At 66.6% G+C, this 14,825-nt stretch carries 13 protein-coding genes; 3 read left to right on the top strand and 10 right to left on the bottom strand.

The window, feature by feature from the left end; translation table 11 throughout:
* The first annotated feature begins 17 nt into the window (after positions 1-17).
* Positions 18-299, top strand: a complete 282-nt coding sequence (locus tag HDG33_RS04325; RefSeq protein WP_184022741.1) for a hypothetical protein — start codon at positions 18-20, stop codon at positions 297-299.
* Here HDG33_RS04325 and HDG33_RS04320 read toward each other — a convergent pair.
* The 3 genes from HDG33_RS04320 to HDG33_RS04310 form a co-directional block, all read right to left on the bottom strand.
* Positions 271-1,536 (bottom strand): virulence factor family protein, encoded by a 1,266-nt coding sequence (locus tag HDG33_RS04320; RefSeq protein ID WP_184022740.1) that lies wholly within the window; start codon positions 1,534-1,536, stop codon positions 271-273. The genes HDG33_RS04325 and HDG33_RS04320 overlap by 29 nt on opposite strands.
* Positions 1,533-4,124, bottom strand: a complete 2,592-nt coding sequence (mprF, locus tag HDG33_RS04315; protein ID WP_184022739.1) for a bifunctional lysylphosphatidylglycerol flippase/synthetase MprF — start codon at positions 4,122-4,124, stop codon at positions 1,533-1,535. The genes HDG33_RS04320 and mprF overlap by 4 nt, the downstream gene beginning before the upstream one ends.
* 445 nt (positions 4,125-4,569) lie before the next feature.
* Complete coding sequence (locus HDG33_RS04310) at positions 4,570-4,713, bottom strand: hypothetical protein (RefSeq protein ID WP_018417771.1); 144 nt, start codon at positions 4,711-4,713, stop codon at positions 4,570-4,572.
* A 230-nt stretch (positions 4,714-4,943) separates the two neighbouring features.
* On the opposite strand from HDG33_RS04310, the gene HDG33_RS04305 reads away from it, so the two are divergent.
* Positions 4,944-6,347, top strand: coding sequence for an MFS transporter (locus HDG33_RS04305; protein ID WP_184022841.1), 1,404 nt, complete (start codon positions 4,944-4,946; stop codon positions 6,345-6,347).
* Positions 6,348-6,399: 52 nt separating this feature from the next.
* Here HDG33_RS04305 and HDG33_RS04300 read toward each other — a convergent pair whose 3' ends face one another.
* The 6 genes from HDG33_RS04300 to HDG33_RS04275 form a co-directional block, all read right to left on the bottom strand.
* Positions 6,400-6,894: a DUF421 domain-containing protein gene (locus HDG33_RS04300; RefSeq protein WP_184022738.1), complete on the bottom strand. Its 495-nt coding sequence runs from the start codon at positions 6,892-6,894 to the stop codon at positions 6,400-6,402.
* Positions 6,895-6,983: 89 nt separating this feature from the next.
* Positions 6,984-7,649, bottom strand: a complete 666-nt coding sequence (locus HDG33_RS04295) for a glycosyltransferase family 2 protein (protein ID WP_184022737.1) — start codon at positions 7,647-7,649, stop codon at positions 6,984-6,986.
* Positions 7,646-8,251 carry an SAM-dependent methyltransferase gene (locus HDG33_RS04290; RefSeq protein WP_184022736.1) on the bottom strand — a complete coding sequence of 202 codons (606 nt, stop codon included), beginning with the start codon at positions 8,249-8,251 and terminating at the stop codon, positions 7,646-7,648. The genes HDG33_RS04295 and HDG33_RS04290 overlap by 4 nt, the downstream gene beginning before the upstream one ends.
* Positions 8,252-8,285: 34 nt before the next feature.
* A complete protein-coding gene (locus HDG33_RS04285; RefSeq protein ID WP_184022735.1) occupies positions 8,286-9,482 on the bottom strand; it encodes an acyl-CoA dehydrogenase family protein in 1,197 nt (398 codons plus the stop codon).
* 117 nt (positions 9,483-9,599) lie between these two features.
* Positions 9,600-11,573 carry a PAS domain S-box protein gene (locus HDG33_RS04280; protein ID WP_184022734.1) on the bottom strand — a complete coding sequence of 658 codons (1,974 nt, stop codon included), beginning with the start codon at positions 11,571-11,573 and terminating at the stop codon, positions 9,600-9,602.
* 478 nt (positions 11,574-12,051) lie between these two features.
* On the bottom strand, positions 12,052-13,110 hold the full coding sequence (locus HDG33_RS04275) for an NAD(P)/FAD-dependent oxidoreductase (protein ID WP_184022733.1): 1,059 nt from the start codon (positions 13,108-13,110) through the stop codon (positions 12,052-12,054).
* A gap of 242 nt (positions 13,111-13,352) precedes the next feature.
* Between HDG33_RS04275 and HDG33_RS04270 the strand changes: the two genes are divergently transcribed.
* Entirely contained in the window at positions 13,353-13,790 is a 438-nt protein-coding gene (locus HDG33_RS04270) for a carboxymuconolactone decarboxylase family protein (RefSeq protein WP_184022732.1), read from the top strand.
* 41 nt (positions 13,791-13,831) lie between these two features.
* Here the strand turns inward: HDG33_RS04270 and HDG33_RS04265 are convergent, their stop codons facing one another.
* The gene (locus HDG33_RS04265; protein WP_018435610.1) at positions 13,832-14,692 is read right to left on the bottom strand and encodes a LysR family transcriptional regulator; all 861 of its coding nucleotides are present in this window, start codon (positions 14,690-14,692) and stop codon (positions 13,832-13,834) included.
* Positions 14,693-14,825: the final 133 nt, after the last annotated feature.

The raw sequence follows: 14,825 nt of genomic DNA, 5'->3' as shown, positions 1-14,825 counted from the left end.
CAGGAGGCAGGCAGAGAATGAACCTGAAAGCGGACATAAAAAAACCCGCCTCGTTTGGCGGGTTATGTGTGACTGCAAGTCGACGCGCGCTAACCCACCATTCGATGAATGATGCTAATAATCAGCGCAATACGGATGTCGAGGCAGTTCATGTCGGCGATCTTCGTCGACTCGGCAAGCTTTGTCAATCTCCGCGCAGTGCGGCAGTGCCACACAAGAAAAACGGGGCGCACCGGCAAGCGCGCCCCGCTGAGACGACCAACACCGACATCAATCGCGCACGCCGCTCTGCTTTTTGAACGCCGCGAGAATGCGTTGCTCGAGCGCGTTGTAATCGCGGCCAAAGTGATGATCGCCGGTCGTACGGATGACTTCGACGCCGGTCTTGTCGAGCGCCGGACACAGCGTGTCGGCCTCGCTCTCGCCATAGAAGCATTGAACGATCGACGGCGGCACATGCGTCAACTCGGGGCGCACGTTCAGCGCCTTGTCGCTCGCGGGCATGCCGAGCCAGCCGCCGACGCGGACCTGGAAATCGGCGTCGGGCGCGAAGCCGAGCAGCGAAATCAGCGACACCTTATCGCGCTGCGCCTGCGGCAGACGGTTATACGCGAACGGCATCACGTCGGCGCCGAACGAATAGCCGATCAGCGCGATATGCTGCGCGTGCCAGCGCTCGCCATAGGTTTGCATCACCCGCGCGAGATCGCGGCTCGTTTGCGCGGGCGGCTTCTCGCTCCAGAAATAACGCAGGCTGTCCCAGCCGACCACCGACACGCCATCTTTCTGCAGTGCCTGCGCGATCGTCTTGTCGAGATCGCGCCAGCCGCCGTCGCCGGAAATCACGATCGCCATCAAGCCGTTCGGATGCGCGGCCGGCAATTCGATCAGCGGCAGGTCGGACACGTCGTCGGCGCTGATCGAGACCGGCTGCAGATGCGGCGTCAGCAATGCAACGAGACGCGCGCGATCGGCATTGCCCGTGCTCGCCTTTTCGACGAAGCCCGGCACCTTGTCGCGAATCACGGTCGGGTCGGGCGGACACGGTTCGAAGCGCGCGTCGAGCGTGTGATCGGCGTCGACCGACACCGCGCCCGCGATCGTATTGGACGGCGCCTGCTCGAGCACGTGCATCGCGAGCGTCGCGCCCTGCCCCGTACCCGCGACGATCGGCGCGAAGTAGCGGCTCGACTGCGACTGCCGTTCGAGCTGATGGCTGAGCGCCTCGGCATCGCCCACCAACTGATGACAGGTTTCCTTTTTCGCGGCAAGGTTGGCCGCGTAGTGCGCGGTATCGACGCCGACCGTCATCGCGCCCGCTTTCGCGAGCGCATCGGCGCTCTGCTGATCGGCTGCGCTCCAGCCGCTTGCCTGCGAATACAGCACGACGAAGCCGCGCAGCGGCCCCTCGGCCTGCGTCACGCGCACGTCGCCATAGCGGCCGCCGGGCACGGTGGTGGTGGCCGCGTGCGCGAGCGCGCCGCAACTCAGAACGCTCGCCGCAACGGCGAGCCGGAACAACGGATGCAATGTCATGAACGCCGGCCTCCTGCCAGCAGCGACAGGTCCGCGAGCGTGAAGAACACGCCCGAACCGGATGCCGCGAGATAACGCGGCTCCCAGCGCGGCTGGAACTTGCTCTTGAAAGCACGCAGTCCGCGGAAGTTGTAGAAGCGGCCGCCGAAGCGCCACACGATGCCGGCCAGCCGATGCCAGCGCGACGCGAGCGGCGTCGGCTGCACGCCGGAGAGCGGCGCAATGCCGAGACTGAGCGAGCGGAAGCCCGCCTGTTTCAGATGCAGCGCGAGCTGCGTGAACAGATATTCCATCGCATACGGCGACGCGCTTTCGACGTGACGCATCACGCCGACGGTCGCCTCGGTATTCATATCGGTCGTCATGAAGGTCACGAATGCGACCGGCTCGCCGGTCTGGCGCACCAGCATCACCGACTGCGCGGCCAGGTATTCGTCATGGAAAGCCGCGACCGAGAAGCTCTTCTCGCGCGCGTCGCGGCTGTCGAGCCAACCGTCGGAAATGCCGCGCAGCGTTTCGAGCGAGGCCGGCACATGGGCCTGATCGATCACTTCGACGCTAAAGCCGTCGCGCTCGCCGCGCTTGAGCGCATAGCGCAGATGCGCGCGATGCGAGCCCTTCAGATCGAAGTCGTCGAGCACGACGTGCGCTTCCTCGCCGAGCTTCATCAGCGTGAGGCCAGCGTCGAGATACAGCGGCAGCGCATTCGCGCGCACCTGGTAGAACGCGGCGCGGCCGCCATGTGCATGCGCGAGCGCGACGAACTTGCTGATGAGACCCGCCCACTCTTCGCGCGGCCCCACCGGATCGTGCAACGCGGCCCACGTGCGGCCGTATTTCGCGTACATCAGGAACGCTTCGCGCGACTCCGAAAACAGGAAGCTCTTGTCGCCCATCAACGCGAGACCGGCGTCGCTGCGTTCCTGCGCGCGCACGATGCGCGCGGCGTCGTGCAGATCTCCGGGCGCCGGCTTCACGAAGCGGCCCGGCGCCGGACGCAGCAATTGCCAGAACGAGAAGGTCGCGGCGAATACGCTCGCGGCGAGCGTCGCGCGCAGCGCGCGCGGCGCGCGCTCGTCGAACGCGAATTGCCACCACAGATCGCCCGTGTACGGCACGTCACGGAAAGCGAACAGCATGACCCACGTCGCGAGCATCAGCACCATCGCGACCGACACGAGCCAGCCGGCCGTGAAACGCTCCGCGAACAGCGACGAATGACGGTTGAAGCGCTTGCGCGTCGCGAGCAACAGCACGATCAGCATGCCGAGCACACCGGCTTCGACGAACGCGAGACCCTTGGTCAGCGACAGCGCGAGGCTCAGCAACGCGAGCGCGAGCGTCATCCACCATGCCGCATCGAGCCGCCGCAGCAGGCCGCGCGCGACGAACAGCAGCAGCACGCCGAGCACGCTGCATAGCATCTGCGAGCTTTCGAGCACCCACAGCGGCACCAGGTCGCGCAGCATATGAATGCGCTGCCAGAACGCCGGCGTCGCGCTCGAAATGACCAGCATGCCGCCGACCACGAACGTGACGAGGCTCAGAAACAGCGGCGCGAGTTCCGACACGCGCTGCGCCTGCAACATCGACAGACGATTCTTCAGCGCGCGCCCCTCGAAGCCCGCGAGCAGCGCCGCGGAGGCGATCAGCGGCACGCCGAAATAGATCGCGCGATACGCGAGCAGCGCGGCGACCATCTGATGCATCGGCACGCTGCCGCTCAGCGTGAACACCATCGCCGCTTCGAACACGCCGACGCCGCCTGGCGTATGGCCAATCAGGCCGAGCAGCATCGCGGCCGCGTAGACGGTGATGAAGCCGACGAAGCTCACGTTCGCATGCGGCAGCAATGCCCACAACGCTAGGCCCGCGGCGACCACGTCGAGCACCGCCAGCGCAACCTGCGCGAGCAGATCGCGGCGCGCGGGAATATCGAACGAGAGCCACTGCCAGCGCGTGCGGATCGGCCGGGTTTGCCGACGACACGCGGCCGCAACGAGCGCCAGCGCGAGCAGCAACGCAGCGCCGCTCCAGCGCAGCGCGACTGGCGACAGATGCAGCATCGGCGCGAGCTGGCCCGCCATGCAGACCATGCCCAGCGCGGTCATCAAGACGAGGGCGAGCGCGAGCGACACGCTCGTAAACACCGTCATGCGGCCGATCTGCGCGGGCGTGATGTTCGCGACGCCGTACACGCGCGCGCGCACCGCTCCGCCCGTCAGCGCGCCGAAACCGGTCGCATTGCCGAGCGCCGAACCGGCCGTCGCGCCGACCCACAGCGCCGCGCGCGGCACGCTCGCGCCGAGATAGCGCAGGCCGACCGCGTCGCGCCCGACCAACGCGACGTAGCTGAGCGCGGTCGCGCCGAGCGCACCGATCCACTCGCGCGCCGACAACTGGCGCAGTTCGCGGATCACCGAACGGTAATTCACTGCCTCGGACAGATGCTGCAGCACGACCAGCAGCAACCCGCAAATGACGAGCGCGAGCACGGGCGACAGAAGGCCCCGGCTGCCAAGCGCTTTCGATGCACGGCCGAGCAGCGCGGGGAGGCGCTCGAAGCTGTGTTGAAGTCGGTGGAACATGGTCAATGCGGGCCTTGCGAGGAGCGGTCGCGGCGACGGGTCGTCACGCGCGGTATCGCCTGTGGCGGCGATTACAAAGTGATAACGGCAAAACGTGCAAAAGGTTGACAGCATTAGCAATTTTGCTGTCATTTCACTTGCGCGTCGCGCGTCAAAAGCGCGCGATTGTAATGCTTCCTCTGATGCGAGGCATCGGGCCGGCGCAACCGCGGCATCAAGATCACGGCTGGGCGTGCCGTAATCAGGAGCGGAAGCACGATATCAGGAAGGGAAACGGCGATGGCAGCCCGGAATTGGCTGACGGCGGGCGTCTATCTGGTGGGACTGGGGAGACGACTCGCTGAACGTGCTCCGCTTGACGGGGCCAGAATGCACAATGCCCGCTACTCGAGCGGGCATTGACACGACAGCTGGGGCTTGCGGGGCCCGCGCGGGAAACTCGCGCTTAGTTCGGACGACGGTACGCTTCGGCGATCACTGCGCAGTTCTGCAGATGCAGGTTCAGCGCATGCAGCGCCAGCGCGCGCAGCTTGCCGAAGAACGTGTTGGCAGCGGGGGTGGAACGGACGACATTCGATGCGGTATTCATGGCGGCTCCTGATCAGGGTTTGTACCTACGGAATAACCCGATTATAGCGATCTCGTGCCGCAGCGCAACAAAACAATATTTTTTGGCGACGTCGCGAATGCCAACGTCGCGTACCGGATACGGAAAATTCGTAAAGGGGCCGCATCGGTCATGCAGGTATTAACAATCCGCACCGTACAGGTGCAATAATGACCCCTTTGCCTGCGACGCTTCGCCGCAGGCTCGCCGATATGACCGTCGCCCAGACTCAGAAAGCTCTGATTGCGCCTCTTATCGTCGCGTGCGCGATGTTCATGGAAAGCGTCGACGCCAACGTGATCGTCACCGCGCTGCCGGCCATGGCGCGCGATTTCGGGCGCGATCCGGTCACGCTGAAGATCGCGGTGACAAGCTACGTGCTCGGGCTCGGCGTGTTCATCCCGGTATGCGGCTGGCTCGCCGACAAGTTCGGCGCGCGCACGGTATTCCGCACCGCGATCGGCGTCTTCGTGACGGGTTCGCTGTTGTGCGCCGCGTCGAACTCGCTTGCCACTTTCACGGTTGCGCGTTTCATCCAGGGCGTCGGCGGCGCGATGATGGTGCCCGTCGGGCGCATCATCATCTTTCGCGTGGTGGAGAAAGCCGACTTCATCCGCGCGATGAATTACCTGAGCGTGCCCGCCATGCTCGGCCCCGCCGCCGGTCCGCTGCTCGGCGGCTTCATCACCACGTATCTGCACTGGCGGCTGATCTTCTTCATCAACGTGCCGATCGGCATTCTCGGCATCTATCTGACCAATCGCTATATCGCCAATACGCGCGAGCCCGACCCCGGCCCGCTCGACTGGATCGGCTTCCTGCTGTCGGCGGCGGGCGCGGTTCTGTTGTTGCTCGGCTTGTCGCTGGTCGGCGGCGAACTGATTTCGAATACGGACGCGTTCGGCATGTGCGCGCTCGGCGCGATGCTGCTCGCGATCTACGTCGCGTATGCGCAACGCGTCGCACTGCCGCTTCTGGATTTGCGTTTTTTCAAGGTGCCGACTTTCCAGGCGAGCGTGCTCGGCGGCTCGCTATTTCGCATCGGTCTCGGCGCGTTGCCGTTCCTGCTGCCGCTGCTGCTGCAGGAAGGTCACGGCATGAGCGCGTTCCAATCGGGGCTGATCACCTGCGCGTCCGCGTTCGGCGGCATGTTCATGCGCACGATCGCCTCCACGGTGCTGCGCCGCTTCGGCTTTCGCCAGGTGCTCGTGTTCAACGCCGCGCTATCGGGCATTTCGATCGCCGCGTGCGGGCTGTTTTTCCCGCACACGCCGACGTGGATCATCTGGGTCGTCGTGTTGCTCGGCGGCTTCTTCCCCGCGTTGCAGTTCACGAGCCTCAACTCGCTGACCTACGCGGAGATCGCGAGCCGCGACGTCGGCCGCGCGACGAGCCTCGGCAGCGTCGTGCAGCAGATGTCGCTCGGCCTCGGCGTGACGGTCGGCGGCATCGTGCTGCAGATTTCGCGCGCGCTGCATGGGCATCCGAGCATCACCTGGTCGGATTTCTGGCCCGCGTTTCTCGTGGTCGGGCTATGCTCGTTCGCGTCGATTCCGGTCACGCTGCGCCTGCCGCGCGGCGCGGGCGCGGAGATTTCGCGAGGCGGGCGCGGCTGAGCCGGCTGCCGTGTCCCCGCGCGAGCGCCCCGCTCTTCACGGGTTCGGGCGCTCACGCGCGCTTGCGAATCACGCTCACGTCGCCATTGCGTTCCAGAATCGCGGCGGCCACGTCGTCCATCGAGCGCGAGCCGGTTTTCTGCCGCACGCTTTCCTCGATGTCGGTGCGCGTGACGAGCGCCGCGTGCATTTCGTTCGCGTGGAACTTGCCGTCGCTGAACACCTCGCGCTCGGCGCCGCCCACCAGCAGCTCGAAGCGGCGCGAGCGTATGAACGCCCACGCGAGCACCCGGTGACACACGACGATCGCGAACGACGCGACCACGGTCGCGATAAACGGCGACGCACCGACGATCGCGCGGCTCAGCGTCGCGCCGAGCAGAATCACGACGACCGAATCGAACGGCGAGCGCTGCCCGAATGAACGGCGCCCCGATACACGGATCAGCGCGAGCGCGATCACGAACACGGCGATCGAGCGCATACCCATCTGCAACGGATCGAGCTCGCTGCCTTGGCCGAATAGAACGAAAAACGCGTCCATCATGTTCGTCCTCCCCGCGGCGGATTGCCGTGCGAATGTTCTGGTGTCCGGATAGTTGCAAGCGAGACGAGCCCGCGACGCGTCGCCGTCGCTCAGGCCAGCGCGCCGTCCGTCGCCCATGAGATGAGCGTATCGCCGAAACCGCCGCGCACGCGGGCCACGGTGCGCGCGCTCGTGGTCACGCGCGGCGCGGCGCTCCACGCGATGCGCGCGCCAGTCGCGATCAGGCGATCGACGAGCGCGGCGTCCTCGCTGCACTTGAGCGGCGGAAAGCCGCCTGCGCGCCGATAGGCGTCCGCGGAAACGCCGAGATTCGCGCCGTGCACATGACGATGTCCGTCGGCGTCGACATACGTCTTGCGAAAATATTCGCGCACGCTGTGCGGATGCGCGCTCCAGTCGTCGACGGCGATCGAGCCGCACACCGCATCGGCGCCCAGCGCCAGTTGCGCGGCCAGCCAACCGGGCGACACGCGGCTGTCGGCATCGGTAAACGCCAGCCAGCGCGCACCGTGCGCGAGCAGCAGCGACGCGCCGAGCGCCCGCGCGACGCCGACGTTGCGTGCCTTCAGCGTCAGCGTCTGCACGCCGTAAGCGCGCGCGATCGCCCCGCTGAAATCGCTGCACGCGTCGAGCGCGACGACGATCCGCACCGCCTCGCCAGCGAGCGCTTCGTGTCGCGACGCTTCGAGCAAGGCCGCGAGGCACCGTGCGAGCAACGCCTCTTCGTTATGCGCCGGAACGATCACGCCGATCATAGAAGCCCCTCGCGCTGCGCGACCGAACGTGCGTCGCGCGACCACACGTCGATCAGCAAGTCGGCTTCGTCGTGATGCGCGAGACGCGCGAGACCGCAGCGCGCATCGAATAGCGCGTGCGCATGGTCGGCAGATTCGCGCGCTTCGGCGAACGGCCGGCGCCAATGACAGGCGAGCAGCGTGCCGTCCGCCGTCAGCGACCCGCCGATGCGCGCGGCCAGCGTTTCGAGCTCGGCCGCGTCGAGGTAGTACGCGAACTCGCTGATCACGATCAGATCGAACGGCCCGTGCTCCGTCGGCCAGTCGCGCGGCACCCTGCGCTGCTCGACCCGCACGTTCGATGCGCCCGCCACGCGTTCACACGCAAGCTCGACGGCGCGCGCGTGCAGATCGGCGGCGAGCAGCGCGTCGCAGCGCGTCGCGAGCCCGGCCGTCAACTCGCCGTTCGCGCAGCCCGGCTCGAACGCGTTGCGATAGCGCGCCCGCGGCAGCAGCGCGAGCGTCAGCGAACGCTTGCGGCGTTCGTACCAGCTTTCGCGCAAACGCCACGGATCGTCGCTGCGTCGGTAGAGTTCATCGAAGTACGGCGCCGTCGAGCTCATCTCAGCGATCCTCTGAAGGCAGGGGGAAAAAAAGTCATAGCGTCCACGGCGCGAGTGTTTGCGAAGACGCCTGATGCGATGCCGGCACGGCAGTCGTGTCAGCGGCCTCGACGAGCCGTTCGCCGAGCGCTGCGAGGTCGCGTTCCGCGTGGCTCTGCCGCAGAAACACCGGCAGGTCGGCAAGCGCCCGCGCGAAGCGCGCGTCGCGGCACAACGGGCCCGCGCCGAGCGCGCGTGTCGCGTGCTCGATCACGGCGCTCGCGGCCTGCTCGACGGCCAGACGCGCGCGCAACACGCGCGTCGCTGCATCGGCCGACGGCTGCGCATCGATCCACGCGGCGGTTTCGCGCAGCAGCGCGGCGGCCGACTGCAAGGCGACATCGGTCGCACCGAGATGAGCGAGCCGATGCGCGTCCGCGTGCCGGGCGCACGCGTCGCGCAGCGTGCGCGCGATTTGCGCGGCCGCGCCGTACCAGCACGCGGCGATACCGGCGCCGCCATGCCAGAAGCCCGCGCGGCGCAGATACGCATGCGGCGCGCCGACGAGCGTCGCCACGGTGTCTTTGAACGTGACATCCGCGCTCGCGGTCGCCTGCATGCCGACGGCCTGCCATTTCGATGTATCGATCGAGATCGAACTCTGGTCCAGCGCGAGCGCCGCAAGCACGGGCTCGTCGTCGCGCCATACGGTCACGAGCGCATGGGTGAGCACCTGCGCGCCGGAGCACCAGGCTTTGGTGCCGGACAGGCGCACCTGCGCTCCCTCGCCGGCAACGGTCTGGATTCCTTCGTCGATGGCGCGCACCCGCGCGTGCGGCGCTTCGGCGGCCCACACGCCCCAGCGGCTTGCCGCGGGCGGCAGCGGACCATTGAGCTCGGCGAGAATCGCGAGCGCATCGGTATGGCCTTCAAACAGTTTGACGAGGCCGAGGTCGCATGCGGCGACGGCGGCCAGCGCGCGCCAGCGCACCAGCGTCTCCCCATGCCCCGGCCATGGCAAGGTTGGCGCGCGATCGTAGCCGCGCTCGATCAGATCAGCGAGCAGTGCTCCGAGGGCAGCGGGATCGTTCGCATCGAAACGCGCGTCGCGCAGAAAATCGTCGAGCGAGATGGCAGGCTTGCCGGGCTGCGGCGCGCGGGCGCTCGCGCGTAGTGCGCGGCCACCGTGCTGATTTGAGACCTGCCGTGACTGGGCCTTGAAGCTGGCCGCGTGGTCGCGCGTGTCGAGCATCGTGCCTCCCTGCACCGGTTAGATCCGCGGCCCGCCGAGCGGCGGACCGGAACGTATGCAGAGTCGCAGCAAACACCGTGCCCCGGCCGGCGAGGCAGCCGCGCAGCGAAAAAGCGGCTACGTCCCGCCGCTTCCGCTCAGACGTCCATCCGCCTTCGCGAGCAACGCGTCGAGGACCACCATCTCGACCGGCTTCACGAGGTGTGCATGGAAACCCGCGTTGCGAGTTCGATCGAGATCGCTCGCATGGCCGAAACCCGTCATCGCCGCGTACATCGTGCGCGACATCTCGGGCAGCGCGCGCATTGCCGCGAGCGTCGCATAGCCATCCATCTTCGGCATCGCGAGGTCGATCAGCGCGAGATGCGGCGAGAAGCGTGGCGAGATCTGCAGCGCCTGCTCGCCCTCGTAGGCGATACGCACCTCGTGGCCCTTCAGTTCGAGCAGCATCGCGAGGCTGTCGGCCGAATCGCGATTGTCGTCGACGAGGAGAATGCGCAGCGGCTGCACGTGGGGCGAGGCATTGATCGTGCCGCTCTCCGCGGTGTCAGACTGCGCGGAGGCGAGCGGCAGACTCAGCGTGAACGTGCTGCCGAGTCCCAGTCCTTCGCTGCTCGCGACGATGCTGCCACCATGCATTTCGACGAGCGACTTGCACAGCGTCAGGCCGATCCCAAGGCCGCCCTCGCCGAAACTTTGCCCTTCCTTCTCCTGCGCGAACAGTTCGAAGATCTTGTCGAGCGAGCGCACCGGAATGCCGCAGCCGGGGTCGCGCACTTCGAGCACCGCCATGCGAAAGTCGACACGTCCCTGCAGCTCGATCGCGCTGCCGTTCGGCGAAAACTTCGACGCGTTGTGCAGCAGGTTTTGCAGGACCTGCACGAGCCTCGTCATGTCGCCGCGAATCATCACGGGAGCGTCGGGTACATGCGCGACCACGCGCTGCTCGCGCGAGTCGGTGAACGGCCGCGCCGCTTCGATCGCGCGCGTGACGAGCTCGGCGAGATCGACGCGCGCAATACGCAGTTCGACCTTGTCGGACATGATGCGGCCGATATCGAGCAGATCGTCGACGAGTCGCGTCAGGTGCGTGACCTGGCGATCGATCAGATCGCGCGCCCGCGCGACCACCGGGCTCAGATCGGTTTCCATCTGCATCGTGCCGATCGCGTTGCGCACCGGTGCGAGCGGATTGCGCAGTTCGTGCGCGAGCGTCGCCAGAAATTCGCGCATGCGCTCCCCGGAGCGCTCCAGCTCCTCGCGCCGGCGCCGCTCGGTCAAATCGCGCGTGACCTTTGCAAAGCCGCGCAAGCGTCGCGATTCGTCATAGACGGCCGTGATGATCACGTTGGCCCAGAACGTCGAACCGTCCTTGCGCATGCGCCAGCCTTCGTCTTCGACGGTGCCGATCTGGCGCGCGATCGCGAGCTCGCGCGCGGGCTTGCCGGCCGCGGCCTCCTCGGGCACATAGAACTGCGAGAAGTGCCGGCCGACGATTTCGTCGTGCGTATAGCCCTTGATGCGCGCGGCGCCCGAATTCCAGCTGACGACGAAGCCTTGCGGATCGAGCATGAAAATCGCGTAGTCCTTCACGCTATCGACGAGCAGACGGAAGCGCTCCTCGCTCTGGCGCAGCGCTTCGAGGTATTCGCGCTGCGCGGTCAGGTCGCGCGTGATCTTCGCGAAGCCCGTGACCTCGCCCTTCTCGTTGCGTATCGCGGTGATCACGACGTTCGCCCAGAACGTCGTGCCGTCCTTGCGCACGCGCCAGCCTTCATCTTCGAAACGGCCGGTCAGCGCCGCCTGTTCCAGCTCGTAGGTCGGCCAGCCGCGCGCAACGGCTTCCTCGGTATAGAAGCGCGAGAAATGCTGGCCGACGATCTCGCTCTGCGCATAGCCCTTCAGCTTCTGCGCGCCGACATTCCAGCTGACGATGTTGCCTTTCGCATCGAGCAGAAAGATCGCGTAGTCCGAAATCGCCTGCACGAGCGACAAATAATCGACGCCGACGGGCGCTGACGGCGCGGCCTCGGCCTGCACGGGAGCGGGCCCGCCGTAGTCGCGGGAAGAAGAAGCATCGAGCTGGGTCATGGCGGACACGTCATTGGAATTTTCGTCTTGAGCAAACCTCGCGCCTGGCCGGCGGCGAAGCCGTCGCGCAAGCGGTTGCGCGGTCCACGGAGGGGCCGGGATGCGTCGCCAAGGGCGCTCGCGCGCCGGCTGATAAGGCGCCAGGCTTATAACGGCGAGCCCCGCGACAGCTAGCGGGTCATGACGGAAAACGTCGCCGCGCTGCGGTTTCGGCTTTCCGTTTTGCCCTTCGTTGGCAAAAACAGGCGTGTCAATTGAAAAAGGTATTCACGACGCGGCGGGCTGCGCGATCGGCCACCATGAGGCTAGGGCCGCGGCCGCCGCGAGTCGACCCGCTGGAAAATACTGCCTGCCGCGAGGAACCCGAGCAGATAACAGCGGGCCGACCGTCGCGTGATACCAACGGCCGGCCCGGCGCGACATCGCTGCAAATCGGCACGCGTCGCGAGTCGAAACTGCTGCTGCGCTGGCGCGCCCGTCAAGCCGCCGCGCCGATCTTTTCCGCGAGCTTCGCGTCGTAACTCGAATGGACATGCACGCGTTTCCTGTCGGGATACGCGTACGCGTACGCCTTGCGCAGCGCGAGCGACGCCTCGTGAAAGCCCGACAGGATCAGCTTCTGCTTGTTCGGATAGTTTGCGATGTCGCCGACGGCGAAAATGCCCGGCCGCGAGCTTTCGTAGTTCGAAGTATCAACGTCGACGCGCCCGCCATGAATCGTCAGTCCCCATTGCGCGATCGGTCCGAGATCGGCGACGAGTCCATACAGCGCGATCAGATGTTCGGCTTCGAGCTGTGTCTCGCCGTTGACCTGCCGCAGCGTGAGCGAACGCAGCGCGCCGTCTTCCACATCGAGCGCCGCGATCCCGCCGACGACGAAGTCCATCTCGCCAGCGTCGACCGCGCGCCGCATCAGCTCAACGCTCGAATCGGCCGCGCTGAAGCCGGCGCGCCGATGCACGAGGGTCACGCGCCGCGCGACCTTGCGTAGTGCCAGCGCCCAGTCGAGCGCCGAATCGCCACCGCCCGCGACGACCACGTTTTTGTCGGCGAAATCGGCGAGGCGCGGCACGCTGTAGTGCACGTAGCGCCTTTCCAGCGGCACGGCCTCGGGGAGCGTGAGCTTTTGCGGGACGAACGCGCCGTTGCCGGCGGCGAGCAGGATCGCCGCGACGTCGAACACGAGGCCGCGCTGCGTGCGCACGGTCCAGCGTCCGTCGTCGCGCTGCTCGAGCGTGTCGACGCGCTGTTCCAGATGAATCGGCACATCGAACGGCTTGCACTGCGCGACCAGTCGCTCGACCAGTTCGCGCGCGGTGCACGACGGAATCGCGGGGATATCGTAGATCGGCTTGTCGGGATACAGCTCGATGCATTGGCCGCCGACCCGTCCGAGTATGTCGACGATCTGACAGGTGAGGCCGATCACGCCGGCCTCGAATGCCGCGAACAGAGCCACGGGACCGGCGCCGACGATCAGGACATCGGTGCGGATCGGCGAGGCGGGCACAGCGGACGGATCGGTGGCAACGGTCATGGGGCAGGTCTCCGGATCACGGTGAAAGGCGCAATGGAAGCGTCGATGACCCACCATACCGAATCGGCCCGCACGCGGCAACGATGCCATCGTCGACGGTAAGGGTGCTAGGCGTGCCCGCTCAACGCCCGAAAGTGGCTACCTGAAAATACCTGGAATCGGCCATTCTTATGATCCAAACGACGGACTAAGCTAACACCTGTCCGATGCATCGCATCGTCAAACCCGCCCAGGAGCCCATCATGGAACAACGTCTCGACTTCTACAAAGCCAATCCCGCCGCGATCAAATCGCTGCTCGGCGTCGAAGAGCGCATCGGCAAATCGTCGCTCGAAAAATCGCTGACCGAACTGGTGCGGCTGCGCGCGTCGCAGATCAACGGCTGCGCGTATTGCGTCGATATGCATACGGCGGACGCGCGCAAGGGCGGCGAAACCGAGCGGCGTCTCGCGACCGTCGTCGTGTGGCGCGAAACGCCGTTCTTCACGGACCGCGAACGCGCGGCGCTCGAGTGGACCGAAGCGCTCACGCTGGTGTCGCACGATCATGTGCCCGACGCGGTATGGCAGGCGGTGCGGCCGCATTTCAGCGACGAGGAACTGGTCGACCTGACGCTGCTCGTCTCGGCGATCAATGCATGGAACCGCTTCGCGATCTCGTTCCGGAAGATGCCGGCCTGAGCGGCGGCATGACGGCAGCATGAGGCGACGCACTGCCCGCCTCACTCCCCGATCCACGACCCGCGCAGGTCGCTGTCATGCAGCAACTGCAACAGCGTGCCCGCCGGGCGACTCAAGCGCTTCGCCGCCAGCGCGATGAATTCCACCGACGGCAGCGTCGGCAGTCCGGCCGCATTCAACGGCGGCGCGAGGCCGCGCGCGGCCAGATACTGCGGCCGCACGGTGATGCCGAGTCCGCCGCGCGCGGCCGCGATACAGCCGGAATGACTGCTGCTCGTGCAGACGATCTGCCAGCTCGCGCCGGCTTCGGCGAGCGCATCGAGCACGACCGCGCGCGTCACGCTCGGCTCGGCGACCAGAATCAGCGGCAGCGGCTGACTCAGATCGACGAGCGTGCCGGTCCGCGCGAGCCATTCGAGGCGCCCGGTGAAAAGCGGCACGCCGCGCCGGTCACCGAGCCGGCGCTTGCCGACCAGCAGATCGATCGCGCCCGCGTCGAGCAACTCGTAGAGCCTGCCCGTCATGCCGATCGTGATTTCCAGTTCGACGTCGGGATGCGCGTTGCGAAACGCCGCGAGCACGGTGGGGAGCGGGCCGAGCGCGATGTCGTCCGACGAGCCGAGCCGCACGCGCCCCTTCAGACGCGGCGCGCGAAACTGCGATTCCGCGCGCGACAGCGCCTGCAGGATCACGCTCGCATGCGCGAGCATCGCTTCGCCGTCGGGTGTCATCGCGAGCGAATGGGTGTCGCGCACGAACAGGCGCCGGCCCACGCTCTGTTCGAGGCGCCGGATATGTTCGCTGACGCTCGACTGCGTCAGGTCGAGCCGCCGCCCCGCTTCGGTGAAGCTATGGCAAGCCGCGACGGTCGAGAAGGTCTTGAGCCAGATTGGATTGAGCATGCGTGATTGTCGCGCTGCTTATCGGCATTGTCGATAACAGTCAGCGGGCTTAGTGGGGTTCCCGATTGACGAGGATGTCAATAAGATGACGGAATTCCGCCTGGCCCCGCTCTGGCGGCGCTTTGCCGCCGCC

Source organism: Paraburkholderia sp. Cpub6 (assembly GCF_014201065.1).
Classification (GTDB): Bacteria; Pseudomonadota; Gammaproteobacteria; order Burkholderiales; family Burkholderiaceae; genus Paraburkholderia; species Paraburkholderia tuberum.
This window is presented reverse-complemented; position numbering and strand designations above follow the sequence as displayed.